16 protein-coding genes are annotated in these 21,231 nt (G+C 43.1%); 8 read left to right on the forward strand and 8 right to left on the reverse strand.

Annotated elements, in window-relative coordinates; translation table 11 throughout:
- On the forward strand, positions 1 to 283 hold a 283-nt coding region (locus tag PI95_RS36310; protein ID WP_236117244.1), incomplete at its 5' end, for a hypothetical protein.
- A 26-nt stretch (positions 284 to 309) separates the two neighbouring features.
- On the opposite strand, the gene PI95_RS28940 is transcribed toward PI95_RS36310, so the two are convergent.
- Complete coding sequence (locus PI95_RS28940; protein ID WP_163519292.1) at positions 310 to 3,144, reverse strand: CHAT domain-containing protein; 2,835 nt, start codon at positions 3,142 to 3,144, stop codon at positions 310 to 312.
- Positions 3,145 to 3,466: 322 nt separating this feature from the next.
- On the opposite strand from PI95_RS28940, the gene PI95_RS28945 reads away from it, so the two are divergent.
- Complete coding sequence (locus PI95_RS28945; protein WP_039748174.1) at positions 3,467 to 4,078, forward strand: hypothetical protein; 612 nt, start codon at positions 3,467 to 3,469, stop codon at positions 4,076 to 4,078.
- On the opposite strand, the gene PI95_RS28950 is transcribed toward PI95_RS28945, so the two are convergent.
- A complete protein-coding gene (locus tag PI95_RS28950; protein ID WP_039748176.1) occupies positions 4,075 to 4,422 on the reverse strand; it encodes a hypothetical protein in 348 nt (115 codons plus the stop codon). The two genes, PI95_RS28945 and PI95_RS28950, sit on opposite strands and share 4 nt — an antisense overlap.
- Positions 4,423 to 4,980: 558 nt before the next feature.
- Here PI95_RS28950 and PI95_RS28955 point away from each other — a divergent pair.
- Entirely contained in the window at positions 4,981 to 5,202 is a 222-nt protein-coding gene (locus PI95_RS28955; RefSeq protein WP_029634178.1) for a hypothetical protein, read from the forward strand.
- A 178-nt stretch (positions 5,203 to 5,380) separates the two neighbouring features.
- Here the strand turns inward: PI95_RS28955 and ribD are convergent, their stop codons facing one another.
- The 4 genes from ribD to PI95_RS28975 form a co-directional block, all read right to left on the reverse strand.
- Entirely contained in the window at positions 5,381 to 6,586 is a 1,206-nt protein-coding gene (ribD, locus tag PI95_RS28960) for a bifunctional diaminohydroxyphosphoribosylaminopyrimidine deaminase/5-amino-6-(5-phosphoribosylamino)uracil reductase RibD (protein ID WP_039748951.1), read from the reverse strand.
- 153 nt (positions 6,587 to 6,739) lie between these two features.
- Positions 6,740 to 7,384, reverse strand: coding sequence for a rod shape-determining protein MreD (gene mreD, locus PI95_RS28965; protein WP_039748179.1), 645 nt, complete (start codon positions 7,382 to 7,384; stop codon positions 6,740 to 6,742).
- Between the two features lie 39 nt (positions 7,385 to 7,423).
- On the reverse strand, positions 7,424 to 8,236 hold the full coding sequence (gene mreC / locus PI95_RS28970; RefSeq protein ID WP_039748181.1) for a rod shape-determining protein MreC: 813 nt from the start codon (positions 8,234 to 8,236) through the stop codon (positions 7,424 to 7,426).
- Positions 8,237 to 8,321: 85 nt separating this feature from the next.
- Positions 8,322 to 9,329 (reverse strand): rod shape-determining protein, encoded by a 1,008-nt coding sequence (locus PI95_RS28975; protein WP_039748184.1) that lies wholly within the window; start codon positions 9,327 to 9,329, stop codon positions 8,322 to 8,324.
- A gap of 369 nt (positions 9,330 to 9,698) precedes the next feature.
- Here PI95_RS28975 and PI95_RS28980 point away from each other — a divergent pair, with 369 nt between their 5' ends.
- Both PI95_RS28980 and PI95_RS35390 read left to right on the forward strand, forming a co-directional pair.
- The gene (locus PI95_RS28980) at positions 9,699 to 10,064 is read left to right on the forward strand and encodes a single-stranded DNA-binding protein (RefSeq protein ID WP_039748189.1); all 366 of its coding nucleotides are present in this window, start codon (positions 9,699 to 9,701) and stop codon (positions 10,062 to 10,064) included.
- A 6-nt stretch (positions 10,065 to 10,070) separates the two neighbouring features.
- Positions 10,071 to 10,181: an alpha/beta hydrolase gene (locus PI95_RS35390; protein ID WP_201280652.1), complete on the forward strand. Its 111-nt coding sequence runs from the start codon at positions 10,071 to 10,073 to the stop codon at positions 10,179 to 10,181.
- Here PI95_RS35390 and PI95_RS28985 read toward each other — a convergent pair.
- Both PI95_RS28985 and PI95_RS28990 read right to left on the reverse strand, forming a co-directional pair.
- Complete coding sequence (locus tag PI95_RS28985) at positions 10,171 to 10,917, reverse strand: SIMPL domain-containing protein (RefSeq protein ID WP_039748191.1); 747 nt, start codon at positions 10,915 to 10,917, stop codon at positions 10,171 to 10,173. The two genes, PI95_RS35390 and PI95_RS28985, sit on opposite strands and share 11 nt — an antisense overlap.
- A 516-nt stretch (positions 10,918 to 11,433) precedes the next feature.
- Positions 11,434 to 12,483 carry a response regulator gene (locus PI95_RS28990; protein ID WP_039748197.1) on the reverse strand — a complete coding sequence of 350 codons (1,050 nt, stop codon included), beginning with the start codon at positions 12,481 to 12,483 and terminating at the stop codon, positions 11,434 to 11,436.
- A 1,629-nt stretch (positions 12,484 to 14,112) separates the two neighbouring features.
- Between PI95_RS28990 and PI95_RS28995 the strand changes: the two genes are divergently transcribed.
- From PI95_RS28995 to PI95_RS29005, 3 genes are all read left to right on the forward strand, one after another.
- Positions 14,113 to 15,573: a cation:proton antiporter gene (locus PI95_RS28995; RefSeq protein ID WP_039748201.1), complete on the forward strand. Its 1,461-nt coding sequence runs from the start codon at positions 14,113 to 14,115 to the stop codon at positions 15,571 to 15,573.
- Between the two features lie 632 nt (positions 15,574 to 16,205).
- Positions 16,206 to 18,068 (forward strand): N-acetylmuramoyl-L-alanine amidase, encoded by a 1,863-nt coding sequence (locus tag PI95_RS29000; protein ID WP_039748952.1) that lies wholly within the window; start codon positions 16,206 to 16,208, stop codon positions 18,066 to 18,068.
- A gap of 937 nt (positions 18,069 to 19,005) precedes the next feature.
- Positions 19,006 to 20,940 (forward strand): N-acetylmuramoyl-L-alanine amidase, encoded by a 1,935-nt coding sequence (locus PI95_RS29005; protein WP_039748203.1) that lies wholly within the window; start codon positions 19,006 to 19,008, stop codon positions 20,938 to 20,940.
- Positions 20,941 to 21,231: the final 291 nt, after the last annotated feature.

Genomic DNA, 21,231 nt, shown 5'->3' on the forward strand with positions numbered 1-21,231 from the left:
GCAGTCGTTTATTGAATTTGGGCAGTCGTTTATTGAATTTGGGCAGTCGTTTATTGAATTTGGGCAGTCGTTTATTGAATTTGGGCAGTCGTTTATTAGACCTCTTGCAAAAGTCCTCCAAAACCCCACCCCCAACCCCTCCCCGCAGGCGGGGAGGGGAGACTTTGACGTAAGTCAAAGGCGGGGTGGGGTTCTTCGTTTTGATTTATGCAAGAAGTCTATTGAATTCGGGCAAGCACCGATAATGCACACATTTAGCCAAGCCACGCCACTACGCTATTGACTACGCTATTGACTTTCCCCCTCCTTTTATTCAGCTTCACCAATTAATGTAAACGCAGCCCATTGTAGCGGTCGAGAATACTCTTGACTTGTTTTCAGCATTAGCATAGCCTGACGCAAGGCTTGAGCTTTATCAGGATTGTGCTGGAGATTTTTGTAAAATTCAGTCATCAGCAACTTGGTTGAATCATCTGGAACTGTCCATAGAGAAACAATTACACTGGGTACTCCAGCATAAATCAACGAACGAGACAATCCGACAACCCCATCCCCTGTAAGTCTTCCTCGTCCGGTTTCACAAGCGCTGAGAACTAGCAGTTCAGCATTCAATTTCAAATCAAAGATTTCCGCAGCGGTTAGTAAACCATTGTCTTTTCCTGAGGGAGCCAAAGCAATCCAACTTCCCAGAGCTTGGTTATCATCTACCTGTCCGTGGGTTGCTAAATGAATAATTCGCGCTTTGGACATTTGCTGTACAATATTAACCTTAGTGGCATCTTTGCCGATAATCGCTTTGGTTTTGAAGAGATTAGCAATTTCAGTAGCTTCCTTTTCTGCTTCTGGTAGAGGATCTAACTGAGTCGGTGGTTCACCAATCTTAGTAGATACACTCGGCATAGTCGGATTACCCACAATTAAGAAATCCTTTCCAGACGCTAACTTTCGTTGCTGACGAGTTAGTTGCAAAACTTGAATCGAGGGAGCTGTAAGGATAGTATGTTGCTCGATGAGGTATTTGCCTTTGTCGTCTTGCAGACCTGGGAACGGAACCCGAAATAACGATTGTTGAGGAATGAAGATGACGCGATCGCTATCATCTTTGGGTAATTCTGAAGCAATAGGTTTGATTAGGATTTGATGTAGTTGCTTTAACGGTTTATTCCATTCCACCGGGCTAGTTTTCCGGATACTATCAACTACAGTTTCTAGAGAAGTATTTTGTTGTTGCCACAGGGGTTTGAGGTCAAATTTGCGAAATGTGACTTCACCTGTGGGTTTGATTACCCAAATATATAGTTCTGATTCTTGGACTTGTGATTTAGCCATAGACCTCACCCCGTCCTGTCGGACACCCCTCTCCTTGTCCCCAAGTCCCCTTGTCCCCTTGTCTGTTTCTTCAATACCTGCTACTTTGAATTCATCGTAAACAATCGAATATTGCACCAAAGTGGCATTTTGCGCCTTGGCAATTTGTTTCATCTCAGCAATTGTTGGTGGTTTGGGCGATTTCGCCTCAGTGTTACCATTAGCCAAGCGAGATGATATTAACTCGACAAACGCCCTAGCACGACCGCGTTCAGCTATTTCTAGGGCTGGATCAGTTTTCTTTTGGGCAATGAGGACTAGTTGTAAAGTGCTATAGGTGTTTCTTTGCGTATCAAAAAAGGATACTTTCTCGCTATCCTTTAATTCTCGACCTCGGAGAGATTCATAAACCTTAATTGCCTCATACAGGGTTTTCTCTGCTGCAAAGAGATTACCAGATTTGTAGAATGCGTATCCTAAATTGTTTAAAGAGATACCCTCACTTTGACGGTCTTTAATTTCTCGTGCTATAGCCAATCTTTGTTGTTGGTACTCAATGGCTTTGGGGTAGTCTCCTAAGGAATCGTAGGCAATACCGAGATTTCCCAGTGATTGACCCTCACTTTTACGGTCTTTAATTTCTCGTGCGATCGCCAAGAATTTTTGATGGTACTCAATCGCTTTGGGGTAGTCTCCCAAGGAAAGGTAGGCACTACCGAGATTTCCCAGTGATTGACCCTCACCTTGACGGTCTTTAATTTCTCGTGCGATCGCCAATCTTTGTTGTTGGTACTCAATCGCTTTGGGGTAGTCTCCCAAGGAAAGGTAGGCAAGACCAAGATTTCCCAGTGATTGACCCTCACCTTGACGGTCTTTAATTTCTCGTGCGATCGCCAATCTTTGTTGTTGGTACTCAATGGCTTTGGGGTAGTCTCCCAAGGAATCGTAGGCAACACCGAGATTTCCCAGTGCAGCACCCTCACCCTGACGGTCTTTAATTTCTCGTGCGATCGCCAAAATTTGTTGTTGGTACTCAATGGCTTTGGGGTAGTCTCCCAAGGAATGGTAGGCAATACCGAGATTTCCCAGTGCATTACCCTCACTTTGACGGTCTTTAATTTCTCGCGCGATCGCCAAAATTTGTTGTAGGTACTCAATCGCTTTGGGGTAGTCTCCCAAGGAATAGTAGGCAAGACCGAGATTTCCCAGTGCAGCACCCTCACTTCCACGGTCTTTAATTTCTCGTGCTATAGCCAAGTGTTGTTTTTGGTACTCAATCGCTTTGGGGTAGTTTCCCAAATCGTAATAGGCAAGACCGAGATTTCCCAGTGCCTTACCCTCACTTTTACGGTCTTTTATTTCTCGTGCGATAGCCAAGTGTTGTTGTTGGTACTCAATCGCTTTGGGGTAGTCTCTCAAGGAATGGTAGGCATTACCGAGATTTCCCAGTGACTGACCCTCACCTTGACGGTCTTTAATTTCTCGTGCTATAGCCAACCTTTGTTGTTGGTACTCAATCGCTTTGGGGTAGTCTCCCAAGGAATCGTAGGCAACACCGAGATTTCCCAGTGCATTACCCTCACTTTGACGGTCTTTAATTTCGCGGTAGATTTTTAGTGCTTGTTGCCAAGACTGCAATGCTGCTGTAAATTGACTGGTTTGATACTGCTGAAGACCTTGCTGCAACAATCTGTCAGCTGACGCTTTCCGTGGATTTACTGTTTGCGCTAACACCTGCGACGCTGTAAATACCATCGACAAATTAGGAACCCAAGAATTCGAGAAAACCACCAATAGACAAACAAACGCACTCAATCCCAAGTTGTGGAAACGCATCATAGAAGAATTCTGCACAAAGGTTGGTGAAGCGATCTATAAAAATGTGGTTAATGCAATAGATATCTGTTGAAAATTAATGCATGACCCCTCTCCAAACCTCTCCCCGAAGCGGGGAGAGGCTTTGATTCCCCCTTCTCTATGAGGGAAGGGGGATAAGTTTCAAAGCCTCTCTCCTTGTAGGAGAGAGGTTTGGAGAGAGGTCTGACTGCAACAGAGGCGATTTCTCTGCCGAAGTCAGCATTAATTTCTGCAAAAAAGGGAAAACTATGATTACACCCTCTATGGAGGGGAAATCACCGTTTAATCCCAAAAAGAGAAAATGCTAAAAAAACCTTTACTGAATTTTCTGATTGTACCGTGTTCTCTAGTTTCCTTAATTTGCCTGGGAATGCTTTGTGATTCTAAAGTTAATGCTTTACCAGGGCAAAGTACAGAAGAAGTCGGCACTTGGATTAAAGCTAATTCTACACTTCGTCCCAGCCCTGGAGAGCGCTTTCTGATTCAAAAGACTGATACAGCAGCACAGCGATTTACTTTTCAAGCATCGGTGTTGCCACCTGGGAAAGTCGGTTTTACCAAAGACCGCAGCAGAATACGCACCGAACGCATTGCGATGTATGATGCAATTAACGGCATTACAGCTCAACGTTTGCAAGAATCGTTGCGGGTGATTTATGGGTTAGATATCTATCAAGATTTTAATCGCGCTGAGGTGATATATGAGTATCCGAATCAAAGTGCAATAAATAATGCGCGTTTGGCGAAAACGCCTATCAGAGAAGCTTTACAGGGAGAATTACGAGTAGGCGATCGCTACGCATACTGGGTAGAAGTTGCTCAACCCAAAGAAGGTAAAGCCTTCGTCGGTCAGATGACAGTTTTGCTCAAAAGCGATTTAGACAAGTTGGAAGCCGAATTGCGAAATCGTTAATGTAGAGTTTGCCAATCGCCAGAAAAGATACTTTCAACGGCGATTGTAATTCGCAGCAAGTCTTCTTTTAGCAGCGGGGGCCATTCTATCCCAGCTTTGCGCCCCGCTGCAAACAACTGTTGACTTTTGATGCTTAATTGATACAGCGAGTTAGCTAGTTCCCTCTCTATAATTGTAGCATCCTTGAGTTCTTCAAAAACCACTTTCAACGCCAATAAAATCGAAGTAACGTGACCAGGTACAGGTGGTTTTCCGTGTTGCATCCGCATTAACAGGGCATCTGAGTTTTCCTCAGTTGTTATTGCCTGGTCAATAAGCAATTTGCGAGCAGTTTCGTAATTCATTTTTACAGAGTACCATTGAAGCGCACATAGAAGGCGATCGCGCTGCAAGTCGTCACTGTCAACTTGACTTTTTTGCCATATCTCAAATAGGAACGCTTAAAACAGAGCTTTATATGCCTGCCAGCGAAAACGCAGGAACTTCGCGGCTACTTAATATCTTGCCATATTGCAATTAAGTTAAGTTCTTTCATAGCCAAAGGCTTGAAACAAAATATTTTTATTAATTTTTAAGTTTTTAACTTTCTGAAAAGAGTGATTATCTAATTAAGTAGGCGATCGTCAATAAATTTAACTTGCTTTTCTTTTCTGCCCAATGCCCCATGCCCGATGCCCTATGCCCTATGTCCTATGCCCAATGAATGATGTTAATTTTTCTTAATCTACCTAGTTACGATTAAGTTAAAGTCAGGGCGTTGCTGATTCTGAAACTTCATCAAGTTATAAATCCGATTATTAAGTTTTTGATAATACTTGTGTCGGCTTGTACGCTCATGCCCCAATATATTGGTGGAATTGGTACGCTTAAAAGAACTAAGCTAATGATTAAATTGAGGTCTGATGACTCCTACGATTATGCGTCAGCTTTGGACTGTGGTTGAAACAGCCCATTCCAAGACCCTCTTGCAACTAGACGATGCTAGCTTGGTGCAATGGTTAGTCAAACAAACCAAAACGCAAGCATTGTTAGATTGTAACGAAACCGATTTTCTCTGTGACTACATTCAAGCCAGGTTAAGCCTGATTCGTGATATCGCCCATGACCGTCAATGTTACGGCTAAGACAATCATGATTGATTCGTGGGAGCGTGGTTGGTTGTTAGTGGTTAGTGGATAGTCGATAGTCGATAGTCGATAGTCGATAGTAATTAACAACTAACAACCAACAACCATCAACCATCAACCATCAACTAACAACCATCAACTAACAACCATCAACTAACCACTAACACTCATACTATTAACTTTTTCGCGGCAAATAACCTTCTACCAAGCAGTCGGAACCTACTACACGCCAACTAACACGTTCTAAGGGCAAAGCCTCAGTCATAGTGGTGAAGCCTAAGTCACCCACAGGGGTGGGTGCATTGTTACCACCAATGATTTTCGGAGCGATAAAGGCAAGAATTTTTTGTATAGCACCTTGAGCGATCGCACTAGCGGCTAATATCCCGCCACACTCCCACAAAACGCTGCAAAAACCCCGCTCATACAAGTAAGCCATTACCTTATCTGGCGTGAGTGGAGTTAGTTCCAGCACCTCTACTCCCTGTTTTCGCAACAATTCTTTAACATCAGGGTTAGCATCTACTTCTGTTAACACCAAAGTGGGAGCTTCGGTAGTTTGCCACAAGTGAGCATTTTCTGGCAATCTCAGACTGCGACTCATCACCACCCGCAAAGGATTATTTGCCCCCTCTTGATGGCTGGTTAAATAAGGATTATCCTGTCGCACTGTATTACCACCAACAATTACAGCATCGCAAGCAGCCCGCAGTTGATGTACTTCATTGCGGGCATCTCGGTTTGTCACCCAAGCACTGTGACCGGCGCTGGTAGCAATTTTGCCATCTAAAGTCATGGCATATTTCAAAATGCCCAAAGGTCGTTTGTAGAGAATACGATGAACAAAACCTTCATTTAGCTTTTGGCAGGCTTCTTCATCCACCCCTGCCACAACTTCTATCCCAGCGGCGCGTAAACGGGCAATGCCGCCCCCCGCAACCAGGGGATTGGGGTCAACCATGCCCACCACTACTTTTGCCACCCCAGCAGCAATTAACGCTTCCGAACAAGGCGGAGTGCGTCCGTAGTGATTGCAAGGTTCCAGGCTGACATAAATTGTCGCAGCGCGTGCGCGATCACCAGCTGCTTTCAGGGCAAAAACTTCCGCATGAGGTTCCCCAGCACGAGGATGAAATCCTTCCCCGACAATCTCGCCATCTTTGACAATTACCGCTCCCACTAAAGGATTTGGCGAAGTGCGTCCGGTGGCGCGTTTTGCGAGTTCCAAACACCGCTGCATCATGCGTGAGTCAAAGTCATTTCCCACCATTTTCTGTAAGTGTGAATCCAAACCAACTGCCGACTTTACTAAAAGTGCATTTTCTTCACTGTAATCGTCTACGAATGCATTTGGTTGATCGACCACTGGGAAATTATCCATAACTTTGGGCATGGGGCATGGGGCATGGGGCATAGGTTTGGCTGTGCGTTGGGCGGGGATGCCGACAGCCGCGCACCTGCCGTCATTGGGCATTGTAAAGAAGTTATTTCTTAATCCCTAATCCCTAGTCCCTAGTCCCCATTCCCCATTCCCTCATGACTGTGCCAATTTTATCTGCTGCCACCATCTATTTAAGGGATAATAAAGCACAGGTGCCCAGAGACTACTGAGAATAGCAGAGGCAAGGGCGACTTTTTGGTAATATGTCCAGATGTCTTGGACATTGCGATCGCCCATCCAAGTTAATAACGACGCAAAAATAGTTTCTTCTAAAACTGTCATTCCAAAGACAATTAAGGCAATAGAAATAAAGTCTTCTTGGATAAAACGCTGCTTTTGCATGAAACCAGTAATCATTCCTACTATCCCCAGACTGATAGCATGACTGGGGTTAGGCGATGTCATGGCATCTTGAAGCAGCCCCAAAACTATACCTGCTAATGCTCCTTGAAAAACCGTGCGCTTCACGCTCCAAGATACTACCCAAATCAACAGCCAGTTAGGTGCAATTCCCAATAATTCCATCCCTGGAAGACGGGTTGGCAACATCATCAAACATAACAGTACAGACCCAACCGTCACCGTTAAATCTAGCACTTGACGCAACTGGGGATTCCATTGAGAAACAGGCTTAATTTTCGGTTTCGATGGCGGCTTCGATTGCGATTTTGATGGCGATTTTCGCTCTGGCGACTTTGGCTTTTGCTGCCTGCTGCGACCTAATGCAGGAATTTTCATTATTTTTATTTTTAATATATTTGGGAAAATTTTATTAGACTATTGCGGCTTTTGATTTGTGGCAGGTTTGAAGTGCTGTTGAATTTCTGGCGTTTGGTTTTCCGGCTTGGGAGATACAGTTACCCAATCCAAAGACCTAATTGACGAGGAAAGTTCAATTGTTCCCACTGATGCTGGGAGTTTCTTCAAATTTAAAGACTTCACTCGTCCTACCGCCAAGCCAGAAGGAAACTTCTGACTGTAATTAGATGTAGAAACTAAATCTCCAGGCTTCACATTGGGAACTTTTTCATAAAATTCCAACACACCTTCAGCAGAAGCATCTCCACGCAAAACGCCCTTAGCTCCAGTGCGGCTAATTGTTACACCTACTTGGCTCTTGAGATCGCTAATTAACAACACGCGGCTGGAATTGTCAGTAACTTTTTCTACCAAACCTACCAATCCACCCTCAGCCTTGACAATGTAACCTTCTTGTATTCCGGCACGGCTACCGCGATTGATAGTTACTTGTTGCCACCAATGGTCGGCACCGCGTCCTACTACCCGCGCCGGAATTGGGCGGGCTGCTAGTGGTTCTTTTTCAACGTAACCTAGTAAGTCTTTGAGCTTTTTATTTTGGCTTTCCAGGTCTGCTATGCGCGTTTTCAGCTCCAACACCCGCGCATCCTTAACACGTTCTTCTTGAGTTGGACCTGCGTGCAACATTTGCAACGGACGGGTCATTTCTTCATACATACCCAGCAGAAGACCGCCTTGAGTTTGTCGAAGCATCCAAGCGCCACCAACTACTAAACCTAGCAGCCCGATTTGTAATCCTTTCCGCTCCCACCAGCGACGCGAAGTAAACATATATACCTTTTTTCTGTTGAATATTTTTGCAAAAGATATTGGATTCACTTGATGTAAAACCCAATATCTAAAATTGTTCCATGTGTTACATATTGCGAGAACGTCCGCTGAAAACACGTTCCAGCTGCTTGAAGTTCTCTAATACACGCCCTGTTCCCAGCACAACACAGCTTAAAGGGTCAGCCGCTACGTGGGTGACAATGCCTGTTTCGTGACTAACTAGTGTATCCAAACCTTTCAGCAAAGCGCCACCACCAGCTAACATAATGCCGCGATCGATAATGTCTGCCGCCAGTTCTGGAGGTGTCCGTTCTAGTGTTCGCTTCACAGCTTCAATAATTACTGAAAGCGGTTCCGCCATACTTTCACGAATTTCTGGACCTTTGATGGTGACAGTGCGCGGTAGTCCAGAAAGCAGGTGTAAACCTCGGACTTCCATCATCGCTTCTTCGTCTTCATGAGTGGGATAAGCTGAACCAATGCTAATCTTGATATCTTCGGCGGTTCGTTCTCCAATCACTAAGTTATGAACTTTTTTCATATACTGCATGATCGATTCGGTCAGTTCATCACCAGCGATGCGAACTGATTCGGAGATTACCGTACCTTGGAGACTCAACACAGCTACTTCTGTTGTGCCACCTCCAATATCGATAATCATGTTTCCAGTCGGTTCAGCAACAGGTAAACCTGCACCAATTGCCGCTGCTACTGGCTCATCGATTAAATAAACTTCTCTTGCACCTGCTTGGGTGGCTGCATCCATTACAGCTCGTCGTTCTACGCCTGTGACTCCGCTGGGAATACCTATGACAATCCGTGGTAAGACCAGAGATTTGCCCTCATTTACACGCTGAATAAAGCTTTTTAGCATTAACTCGGCTGTATCGAAGTCAGCGATTACACCATCGCGCAAGGGGCGCAGCGCAATCACATTTCCCGGTGTCCGACCAAGCATTTTTTTAGCTTCTTCTCCAACTGCCAGTGCTACCTTTTCGTTTTGATCGATGGCAACTACTGAAGGCTCTTGGAGTACAATACCTTTACCAGATACATAAACTAGGGTGTTGGCGGTACCGAGGTCGATACCCATATCCCGCGATAAGGAAAATTTACTGAAAAGACCCACGCCTCTCTACGCCCCCTAATATTTAATACTTTTGACAACTACCATAAGAGTGATTTGTGCTGGATTTTATTACGTTTTTTATCCATAGTCTAGTAAAGTAGACTATTTTCTCAGTAATATTTGGGAATCTTTACTATGTCTAAGACGATTACTTTTTGATATTCTCCCTTTATATCAGTAGATCCGTATAAAATTTTCGCTATTTTCCGGAAAATCCGATGATTTGTTAAGTAATTATAATTGTTAATTATTTAACATACTTTCAATTGCTTTGCAATTCGCTATTATGGAAGTCACGAGTAGTCAGTACGCCTGTACTAAAAGGTGAAAGATATGAGTATCAACGTTGTGACTCTGGTTGGTCGTGTTGGCACTGACCCAGATATGAAGTATTTTGAGTCAGGTAAAGTTAAGTGTCGGTTAACACTGGCGGTAAATCGGCGATCGCGCAACAGCGATGAACCCGATTGGTTTACCCTAGAATTATGGGGAAAAACGGCGGAAGTAGCAGGTAACTACGTAAAAAAAGGCAAGCAAATCGCCGTTAAAGGTTCTTTAAAGTTCGACTCATGGAGCGATCGCAATACAGGCATCACTCGCTCATCACCAATTATCCAAGTAGACCAACTGGAATTGTTAGGTTCCAAGCGCGATGCAGATGATATGGGGGATGGGGAATGGGGAATGGGGAATGGGTAATGGGTAATGGGTAATAGCGAATGGGGAATGGGCAAAGAACACGTTCCTAATTACCAATTCCCAATTGCCAATTACCTATTACCAATTCCCAATTCCCAATTTCCAGTTAATAACTAATTTGCAGTGTTACCGATGCGTCTACTTCTTGTTCACCACCAACAACGGGGGTAGAAGCATCTTGTGCTTCTAACTTAGCGCTCCTACTATATGCAATAGGCGGTGGGGTGGGCGCATTCGCATTATTAACTTGAATGCTGACTATTTCTTTGGATTTAAAACCTAAAGAAGCAAAAACGGCATCAGCTTGTTGTTGAGCTTCTTGGGTAGCTTTTCTGAGTGCTTGTTTTTGGGCTTGAGCGATCGCTGAATCACTAGCGACAAAACTAACACTATTAATCTGCGTAGCTCCCACTTTCACCGCTTCGTCTAATAATGTACCAGCTTTCTCAATAGCAATGCGAAAACTTACAGTATTTGTAGCCGCATATCCTGTAATTCGCTGCACATTATTGTTATAGCTATAAACTGGGTTAAGTCTAATACCCGTAGTTTCTAATTTATCTACATTCCGGCTCTTGAGCAACGCTACCACGGCTGACGATCTGCGGGCAGCCTCTTGTTGTACATCTTGTGCAGTTTTACCTTGAACTTCCACACCTAGATTTACTAGAGATAAAGTTGTCGGAATTGATTCCATCCCGCGACCAGTAACGGTCAGGGTTCGGAACATTCTTTGTTTTTCTTCTGCCAAACTCGGTTGAGCAAAACTTATACATGCAATCAAGACGAAAGGCAGTGTTTTCCACAATTTACCAGCATTAAACCGAGAACCTGCTAAAACAGTTGTATTCATACTTTGTTCCACTCCTCAAACAATTATTTGTAGACGCTTCAACGAAAGCGCGTCACTGATGATATATTCCTACTTTCGCATTGCAATAGTCAAAGGTGAGGGCGGTTACATTTTTTGCAACTGAAAATTGGCTAATTGTTAATGGTTAGGGGTTAGTAGAAGAGGATTGGGTGTTTTGGAGCGCGAATTCTGACAAATCCGGTTTTAGTTACAGCATATTTCAGGTAAATGAGGTACATGCATAAAACCCAAAACCCGCTCTGAGACTTTCCACTGGAACGTCTCTACGTGTATTCAATAAAAACGCAATCTGCTGTAGTAACCTTGCCAGTATGACATTCCATATCTTTAAGCTGGGTTGTTGTGCCTTCTGGTATTTTTCATCTTTAATTGATCGAAATGACTGGAAAAAAGATAGTTCGTTTTCCTAGCATAGTTATTAACAAAAAACGTTATTTTTTGCCAGACATTTTTTTGAGATTTTGCAATCAAAAATTCTTTTTTTTCAATTCAGTGTTAACCAATATTTTGAAATACTATTTTCAATAACTCAGCTTTTGTAAAAGGCTTGGTCAAATAGCCTGAAGACCTAACTATTTTTGCCTTTGCTCTATCTTTAAAACCTGTTCTTCCTGTCACCATAATTACAGGTATAGTTTTGAAAGATGAATGTTTACGTAATAAACGACAGAATTCATAACCGCCTATATTCGGCATTTCAACATCTAGTAAAATTAAATCTGGTTTGCTGCGGATGACTTGTGTTAAAGCTTTCAATGGATCGTTAATTCCGATAACAGAAAATATTTGATCGTCTAAAAATAGTTTCATAACATTCAAGACACTTGAACTATCATCGATACAGACGATTTTGTAACTTTTTAGGTTTGTATATTGTTCTTGCTTGTTGGGAATATTCTCATCTATAAGAATGCTTTTTTGTGACAATTCTTGTCCAGTTGATATTTCAGTTGGTGGTTGAAGGTTTAAAGGTTGAAAAGACGATTGTTGAAAAACTGCTGACTCGATAATTTTCGGATTTCGTGATTTGTTTTCACACTGTTCAACTAATGAAGGCACATCTAGATAACAGAACTTTGGCATATCGTTCAAGAAGCTTTCAGGAGTAATTTCATAATTACCCTCGTTTAAAGTAAGAAATGACTTCAAGACTTCTAATGCCAATTCCTTGATGAGGATACTTGCTTGTTCGGAGCTAATATATTTCTGCTCGACTAACCAGCAAATAGCCATATAATCTGGACGTGGTGTTATTTGGTTTTCAACACCAGTTTCAAACCTTGCACGCAACTTCTGCTTAATTTTACTATTTAAAGTAGGAATTTCTTGACTCAAGTGCTGCAACTTTCTATCAAGCAAATCAAACATATTATTTAAATAGCAGGCATAAACTAGTTTACCCTCCTCTACATAGATTAACCAAGATTCTGAAGCACTAAATACTTGCAAACAACAAGTAGAAGAATTACTGGTTATTTGACTTAATAGAGATAAAGGTTCTAATTTCTGTGAAATTCTGTATCGAAAAATAGGAAATGTATTCATTGTAAATACTCTTTGCTCAAGTCAACAATTGTCTAGATTTTCAAGAACAGGCAAACGTTCAAAACATAATTAAAACTGAGCTAGTCCCTTTTTTGCTTTGATAAATTTTCACCCGTAAATTAATACACTTTTGTGAAAATTAATTTAATTGGAATTTCCGACACTAGCTTGTAACTTCTGAAAAATATCTACTGTTGTTTGGAGAGAAAAAGAAACTTGTTAAAATGAATTATTAGTCAATGGACGAAATTTTGACAACTTTTTCATCTCTATTAGTAACTTCTGTAGACGTTTACATTTAAGATACTGTTGCCGACGCTTAACTTTTTGAGAAGTTTACCGTAAGGTTTTTCGCAGACTCAAGATATTTTATTTTGTGGGATTAATTAGCGCACCCCCAGTTTTAGCAGTGTCAGAGGCATTACCAAGGAGGGGTAAAGGAAAAAGAAAAAAACTTTTCATTTCTTGTGGTATTTTGAAGAATCTGCATTAAATATGCAGCAAAGTTAAAAGAACGAATGCTTTACGGGGGAATTTTAAGAACGCATTCCTTTTTAATCGAAAGCCTCATTTGCTCGATGGAATCTAAAGTATGGTTGGTTATTAATGCAAGTTTTGAGTGGTTCACTTGCAATGATTGTCAATCGAAGAGAGAACGATCGCGCGATCGCGCGTTCTGGATAGATGACTACTCGATCCGCAATTGCTGCGACTCCCCCAATCCCCAGTATCTGCAATAATATTCTCGCTTTGTCAAACGCGATCGCGCTCATCGGTACTCAGGTTGTGCTGAAATAAATTTTTTAATGCAAACACATGCTGTTATCTGACACCTTCACAGATAGGCGTACTTTTAAATTTGAGGAAAGCACCCTAAGTAGTAGCTGAAAATTAGTGATACTACTTAAGATAACAGCAAACTTTGAAAATGTTTAATTTTTACTCTTTGATGCAGTCGAGAAAGCTATTCCTCCTCATGTTAATTTTTCTTACAACAACGTAGAATCACACATAGCTGATGCAAAAGTTATTTCACCTAGATATTACAGAGTTTTTGCACTCCCGACCGGAAATTAATTGAAATAAAAGCTGAATAATTTTGTGTAGCGTAAATAACCAGTAGACCTGATGCCGATCCAACATAGAATGATGTCAAACGGGTGGTTGTGGATGTGCAGGCAATCAGAAAAGTACCCACCACCGTAACGCTAGCTAAAATCAAGCAGGATGCTAAGTAAGTAGGCAGGAAGATTTCAAACTATGTTAATAAACTTAAATTGCACTTAATAAACTTAAATTGTAGGGGAGCCAGTGCGTTGCGGAGGTTCCCTCCGTTGTAGCATCTGGCGTTGCGTTATGCTTTTAGCTAACGCACCAACGACTGTATGCTTTTAGCTAACGCACCAAAGACAGTCGTTGGTGCGTTGTGCAAGAGCGCAACGCACCCTACAGTCTAATTGGGAAAACTTTGACTTGCTACGTCTTGCTCGATTGTCGGTAGTTTTGGTGTCTGAGTATTATTGCAGCGTCTGTTGGAATTAGCAAAAGCTACCAATTAATTTAAAGGGCTGACTGTAGCGCATCTATAATAATTGGTTTAAATAAAAGAGAAGGATTTTTACAGAACCAATGCAGTTTTTAGGTGCAATTAACTTCTCTTTGCCTCTGCTGGCAAGCGCAACAGAAACAGCAGACAGTTCAATGGTACTAGCAGCCGTGCTGCTAAGTTTAGTAGTGATTTACCTCGCTAGCAAAGTTGGTGGGGAGTTATCCAACCGATTTGGTTTACCACCTGTGTTGGGTGAACTCGTCAGCGGTGTGGTAGTGGGTGTGTCTGTTCTACATCTGTTGGTGTTTTCTGAAGGTGGTACAGATTCTAATTTGATTATCACCTTTCTTCAAGGCACTGCCGGTTTAAGTCCAGATGCTGCTGCTGGGGTATTTGCAGCGCAGTCTGAGGTAATTTCGGTTTTGGCAGAACTGGGTGTGATCATCCTGCTGTTTGAAATTGGCTTGGAGTCGAATTTAAAAGATTTGATGGCAGTGGGTATCCAAGCGAGTGTTGTGGCAGTGGTGGGGGTTGTAGTACCCTTTACTGCTGGCACTGTCGGATTGATGACTTTGTTCGGTATCGATGCCTTACCAGCAATTTTTGCTGGGGCAGCTTTGACTGCGACGAGTATTGGTATTACTTCTAAGGTATTGTCAGAATTGGGGCGGCTCAGTTCTAGAGAAGGACAGATTATTCTCGGTGCTGCGGTGATTGACGACGTACTGGGAATTATCGTTTTAGCGGTAGTTGCTAGCTTGGCGAAAGATGGTGCGGTAGATGTAAGCAAAGTTGTTTATTTGATTATCAGCGCTAGTGGTTTTCTGTTGGGCGCGATCGCTCTCGGTAATTTTTTCAATAAATCTTTTGTGGCGATCGCTGATAAACTCAAAACACGCGGCGAATTGGTGATACCTGCCTTCATCTTCGCTTTTGTCATGGCATATCTTGCCGCAGCTATTCAACTAGAAGCGATTCTCGGCGCTTTTGCGGCTGGTTTAGTCTTGGAAGAGACTGATAAGCGCAAAGAACTGCAAAAGCAAGTTATTCCCATTGCTGATATGCTGGTGCCGATTTTCTTTGTCACTGTTGGCGCAAAAACCGATTTAGGAGTCTTAAACCCAGCAATTCCCAGCAACCGCGAAGGTTTAATTATGGCTACTTTCCTGATTTTAGTCGCCATTTTCGGTAAAGTAATCACAGGCTTTGTAGTGTTTGGTCAACCGGGAATTAACCGCTTGGCAATTGGTGTGGGAATGATTCCCAGAGGCGAGGTAGGCTTAGTGTTTCTTGGTATTGGCTCTTCTATCGGTATTCTCTCCAAACCATTGGAAGCAGCAATTATCATGATGGTTATTCTTACCACCTTTTTAGCTCCTCCTCTGTTACGAATTGTATTTCCCGATTCAGAAGCGGTGGGTGTTGCCAGCGAACTGATTTTAAACACTTCTGGTACACCGTTGGCAGTCGAATCACCAACTGCGATCAATTCAAAGTCAAATGACGCCGCAAATCCAGAAGCAACCCCAGATGGGCATTAATCAAAGTCCCACTTAAAGACGCATTTTTAACTAAGTTATGAGTGAGTAGTTAATTAAAAACTGCTCATTCATAACTCAGTACTCTGTTATAGGTAAAAGCGATCGAAGATCCGGAAACTTTTTATCTTTAACATCCGTCGCCTAAAAATGTAAAATATTAGCAGTTTTTTTTCTAATTACTACTAACATAATGTTATTTGTTTGCAGTCTTCCCCTTCAAGCGTCCCAATAATCGATGCGATGTTTTACAAGCAATTAGGAAGTAATACTTACAAGTTTTACCTCATCAGTTAACAACAGTTGAAATTTTTGACGAGCGTGCATCAGCATCAATTACCAGAAAAAACTCAACACAAATCCCTGCTTGAGTCAAGTATCATAAGCGTGAGATTGACTGCTGACTTTAATTGCTGGTTATTTCTTTGTTAGTGCAATCGAATACTCGAACGATGCTGCAAAGTGATGTGCTAACAACATGAAAAATTAAAAGCAATGTGCATTCATGGCATCATTAAATGTATTTTGATACCAAAGCACGCTTCGCAGACAGTTTGGGGGCAAGGGTAGTGAAGATTTGCCAATATTTTGACAGATTGACAGATGAACGCAAATGCTCTTCAGGAGAAAGAACTGTGAAACTACACTGGCTACTACCTGGCACTTTTGGAACTATCTTCATGCTATCGTCACCGACTTTGGCTGCAAGATTGGAATCCTGGCGTTTTGATGTTAATCAAAATCGGTTGGAAATTAATACCACCGGAGATGTTCAACCCCAAGCGCAATTACTCTTCAACCCCACGCGCTTGGTAATTGACTTGCCAGAAACAACATTTGAGCGATCGCCAAACCAACAGCAGTTAGCTGGTGGATTTCGTTCTATCAATGTCACGCAGTTGGATAAATCATCTCGCATAATCGTTGAACTTAGCCCAGGTTATACCCTAGACCCCAAACAGGTGAAATTTGTAGGCATAACTGCCAGTCGCTGGACGGTACAATTACCAAAACCAGCTGCACAGCAAGTCGCTGACTCACCCAGAAATCTTTACAATGTGGTGATAGGAAACAAACCAGATGCCAAAGTTGCCAACACCACAAACGCGGGGACGCAAATCGAGAATTTACTTATAACAGGAGACGGGTTTTTTATCCGCACGAATGGTGCCCGTCCTCAAGTTGAGATAAATCGCAGCGACGACAGAAAGTCAATTAATATCGATATTGCCGGTGCATCTTTATCGCCTAATTTGCAGCGCGAACGGGCAATTAATCGCTATGGTGTCAAGCGCATTCAATTCACCCAGCGGGAAACACAACCACCTGTTGTCCGCATAACTTTGCAGGTAGATAAAAATAGTTCAGATTGGCAAGTAAATCTTAACAGTCCCCGTGGTTTAATACTTCTGCCCAGTAGTGTTGTTAGATTGCCTGCTAGTAGTAATCTGGATAATACAAGTGGCACTAGCTCCTTACCACAACTACCGCCAAATACTCCCACTGCGAATAAACTCTCTACAATTGAGTCTGCGGAACTTGCCGGTAATGGTACACAATTAGTTATCAAAGGCGATCGCACTTTATCTGCTAGTGGTGGGTGGGATAGAGCTTCTGGTTTATTCCGTATCAGCATCAATAATGCTAGATTAGCACCTTCAATCAAAGGTCCTAATTTAAATAGCAATAGCCCGATCGCTAGAGTGCGTCTGCAATCGTCAGGATCAAATACTGTGCTTGTTTTTGTCCAACCAAATCCGGGAGTACAAATTGGGGAACTAAATCAAATCAATAGCCAGACTATAGCTTTACAATTAAAACGTTCTGTGCAACGTTCTGGGCGAATCATACCCCCAATTAGTGGTTTACCTCCCTTACCACTACCAAGTCAAGTTCCATTCCCAGATCCAAACGCTCGATATCCCGCACCATCGCGGAGTCGTCCCCGCATTCCGTTGGGACGAGTGGTAGTTGTTATTGACCCTGGACATGGTGGTAAAGACTCTGGTGCCGTTGGCATTGGGGGACTGCAAGAGAAAAATATCATCTTGCCGATTAGTCAAAAGTTGGCGCGGATTTTACAGCAAAATGGGGTGCAAGTGATACTGACAAGAAATTCTGATTATTTTGTCAGTCTTCAGGGAAGAGTAGATTTAGCAGATCGAGCTAATGCTGATGTATTTATCAGTATTCACACTAATTCTGCAGGTTTACAACGTCCGGATGTCAGCGGATTGGAAACGTATTACTACGACAGTGGTTTAGGTTTGGCTCGTATAGTCCATAACAGCATTCTCCGAAGTGTGAATGTTAGAGATCGAGGAGTGCGACGAGCGCGATTTTACGTTTTGAGAAAAAGTTCTATGCCTTCAATTCTCGTAGAAGCTGGTTACATGACTGGTCGGGAGGATATCGCTAAACTAAGAAATCCACAATATCAAAATCAAATGGCAGAGGCGATCGCTCGCGGTGTCCTCCAGTACTTAAAGCAAAGATAACTCCATTTTCCTCTTCTTGAGTAAATACACTTAATGATTTTTTCAACTGAGCAATAAAAATGTGTAACTAAGAAAGAGCGCGATCGCATCTACGCTGACAACACTCATGATAAAAATAGATTTTCCCTAACCCAAGCGCCCAAGCGCCTTCCTAATCCAGAGGTGATTAATTTTCGGCTATAACACCCCACATATATTTTTCTCAATATCACAGAATGAGAATATCTGACGCTGTGTCGTAAGTAGGGGCAATTCATGAATGGTCCCCTTGGGCTGAACCTGGACAAAAATGGACAGCCTTGTTTACTAGATCCTCAACACCCCACGACATTTTACAGATGTTGGCTGTCAATGAGTGAAAGAGTGTTTGTGAAACCCTACAAGATTTTAGGAAAAGCGCTCATTCCTAAATATTAAAGAGTAGCACCTCACCGAGGCACGGCTGGAAAAAATGGGGGAGGGTTTTTTCGGTTAGTCGTGTTCGCGAAGCGTCTCGTAGAGAAGCCCCCATATTTATTTGTGGGGGACTAACCCTCCCCCATTTTTTTGTCGCCAAATTGGTCACCAGCTTTGCCTCACCAACTGACAGCACTTGACATTTTTCGTGTTTTGTGCATAAAACACAAAAAATCCATTTATACATCAATTCTTGGCTGATTCAAGTGTAATTAACCCGAAGATCGCTAAGTATGAGTTATTCTGATAAGCTCTTTTTTGGTGTAATCTGATGCTTTAAAGACAGAACTTTTATGCTTTAACATCATGGCAAATTGACTATTGCGTGCTAAAATTTTACGCCATTAGCTGTGTCTTTAATACAAGCGCACGCGCCATGAGCGCAGCATCAAAGCTAAAGATTGGGCGGTGACGGTGTGAGGATTTATCAATATTTTGACGGATTGACGGCTCCCATGAATGCGAATCAGGAGAAAGGACTGTGAAATTACACTGGTTACTACCCGGTACTTTTGGAAGTATTTTGATGCTATCGTCGCCAACTTTGGCGGCGAAATTGGACTCTTGGCGTTTTGATGCCAATCAAAATAGACTAGAAATTAATACTACAGGGGCTGTTCAACCCCAGGCACAATTAATCTTTAACCCCACTCGTTTAGTAATTGACTTGCCGGGAACAACCTTTGGGCGTCCGCAGCTAAGGCAGCAGGTAGGTGGTGCAATTACCTCAATTCGTGTCGGGCAGTTTGATGAACAAACAACTCGCATCGTCGTCGAATTGATTCCTGGTTATACCCTAGACCCCAACCAGGTCAAATTTGTCGGCACAACTGCTAGCCGCTGGACAGTACAAATACCAACGCCAGTAGCAGAGCGAGTAGGAACTCAACCGACAGACATTGCCGCGACGCAACCAACAGCTAATGGCGCCTTACCGCCCAGAAATATTTACAATGTGGTGACAAGCCAACCGAGTACTTTAGCCCCAGCGACTAAGGCATCGGCTATCAGTGCCGCACAAGGAACGACTCAAATTGAAAATTTGCGGATTACAGGGGATGGATTTTTTGTCCGCACGAGTGGGGGTAATCCTCAGATTCAAATAAATCGCAGCGACGATAGAAGGGCAATTAATATTGACATCGCTGGCGCATCTTTATCACCAATTTTGTTGCAACGGGATGTGCCGGTTAATCGCTACGGTGTCAACCGCATCCAATTTTCGCAACTGCAAACCAGCCCACCTGTTGTCCGCATGACTATGCAGGTGGACACAAATAGTTCTGACTGGCGGGCAAGTAGCAGTAGTGTTGGTGGTTTTATAGTTCTACCGAATACTGGTGTAGTCAGATTACCGGGAAGTAGTAATATTCCACCAGTTCCTGCAAGCAACAACCCACGCCCCATTCCACCACCAGTTGTTGCCAACTTGCCAGCAACAATTCAGTCTGTAGAACTGGCAGCTACTGGCACGCAATTGATAGTTAGAGGCGATCGCAATTTATCGGCTAACGGCTCTTGGGATAGATCCACTGGATTTTACCGCATCACCATTCCCAATGCTCGCTTGGCTCCCTCTGTCAGAGGTCCGGTATTTAGTCCTAATAGCCCGATTCAGAAAATACGCTTGCAACAGCAAGACTCAAATACTGTTGCCATCTTTGTTCAACCCGCCCAAGGAGCGCAAATTGGCGAACTCAACCAAGTTGGCGATCAATTTATCGCTTTACAAATACAACCCTCTCGGCGGGTACCAACATCATCCAACATTTCTGGACTTCCTTTCCCTCCCCTACCACCACCAAACAGAGTCCCATTCCCAGATCCACTTACTAACGACCGACCAACATCGCCGCCACCCTCACGCGGAACTCGCATAGGACGACCGGTGGTAGTTATTGACCCAGGACATGGCGGTAAAGACTCCGGTGCGCCCGGTTTGGGAGGACTTTTAGAAAAAGATGTCATTTTGCCTATTGGTAAAAGAGTCGCCGCTATTTTAGAGCAAAATGGCGTAAATGCAGTTCTAACGCGGGATTCTGACTATTTTGTTGAACTTCAGGGACGGGTAGATATAGCAGACCGAGCTCGTGCTACTTTGTTTGTCAGTATTCACGCTAACTCAGTTGATAGGCGCCCAGATGTGAATGGGTTAGAAGTTTATTATTACGACAGCGGTTATGGTTTGGCGGAAGTAGTTCGCCGGAGTATTCTGCAAAACATCAGTACTATCAAAGACCGGGGAACGCGCAAAGCTAGATTTTATGTTCTCAGGAAAAGTTCTATGCCCTCAATTCTTGTAGAAACAGGCTACATGACCGGTCGCGAGGATAATCCCAGGTTAGGAAACCCAGAATACCAAAATCGCATGGCGGAAGCGATCGCTCGTGGTATCCTCAGGTATCTACAACGTTAGAAATGGGACATGGGGATTTTAAAGAGGGGGAAAGGGGAAAGGGGAAAGGGGAAAGGGGCAGAGTTGTTTAAAATTAGTAAAAATGTCTAAAATTACGGAAATTTTCCCCCGATTCATTTCCCTTTCACCCGGACCCAATCATAGGCGGATGCTCCACTTGGGGAAACCCCAAGACCGCACCGCCTCCCCTTTTCCCCTTGGAATGAACGTGGACAAAAATGGACAGCCTTGTTTACTAGATCCTCGATACCCCACGACATTTTCGGATGAAGGCTGTCAATGAGTGTCTAT

Source organism: Hassallia byssoidea VB512170 (assembly GCF_000817785.2).
Lineage (GTDB): Bacteria > Cyanobacteriota > Cyanobacteriia > Cyanobacteriales > Nostocaceae > Hassallia > Hassallia carrinoi.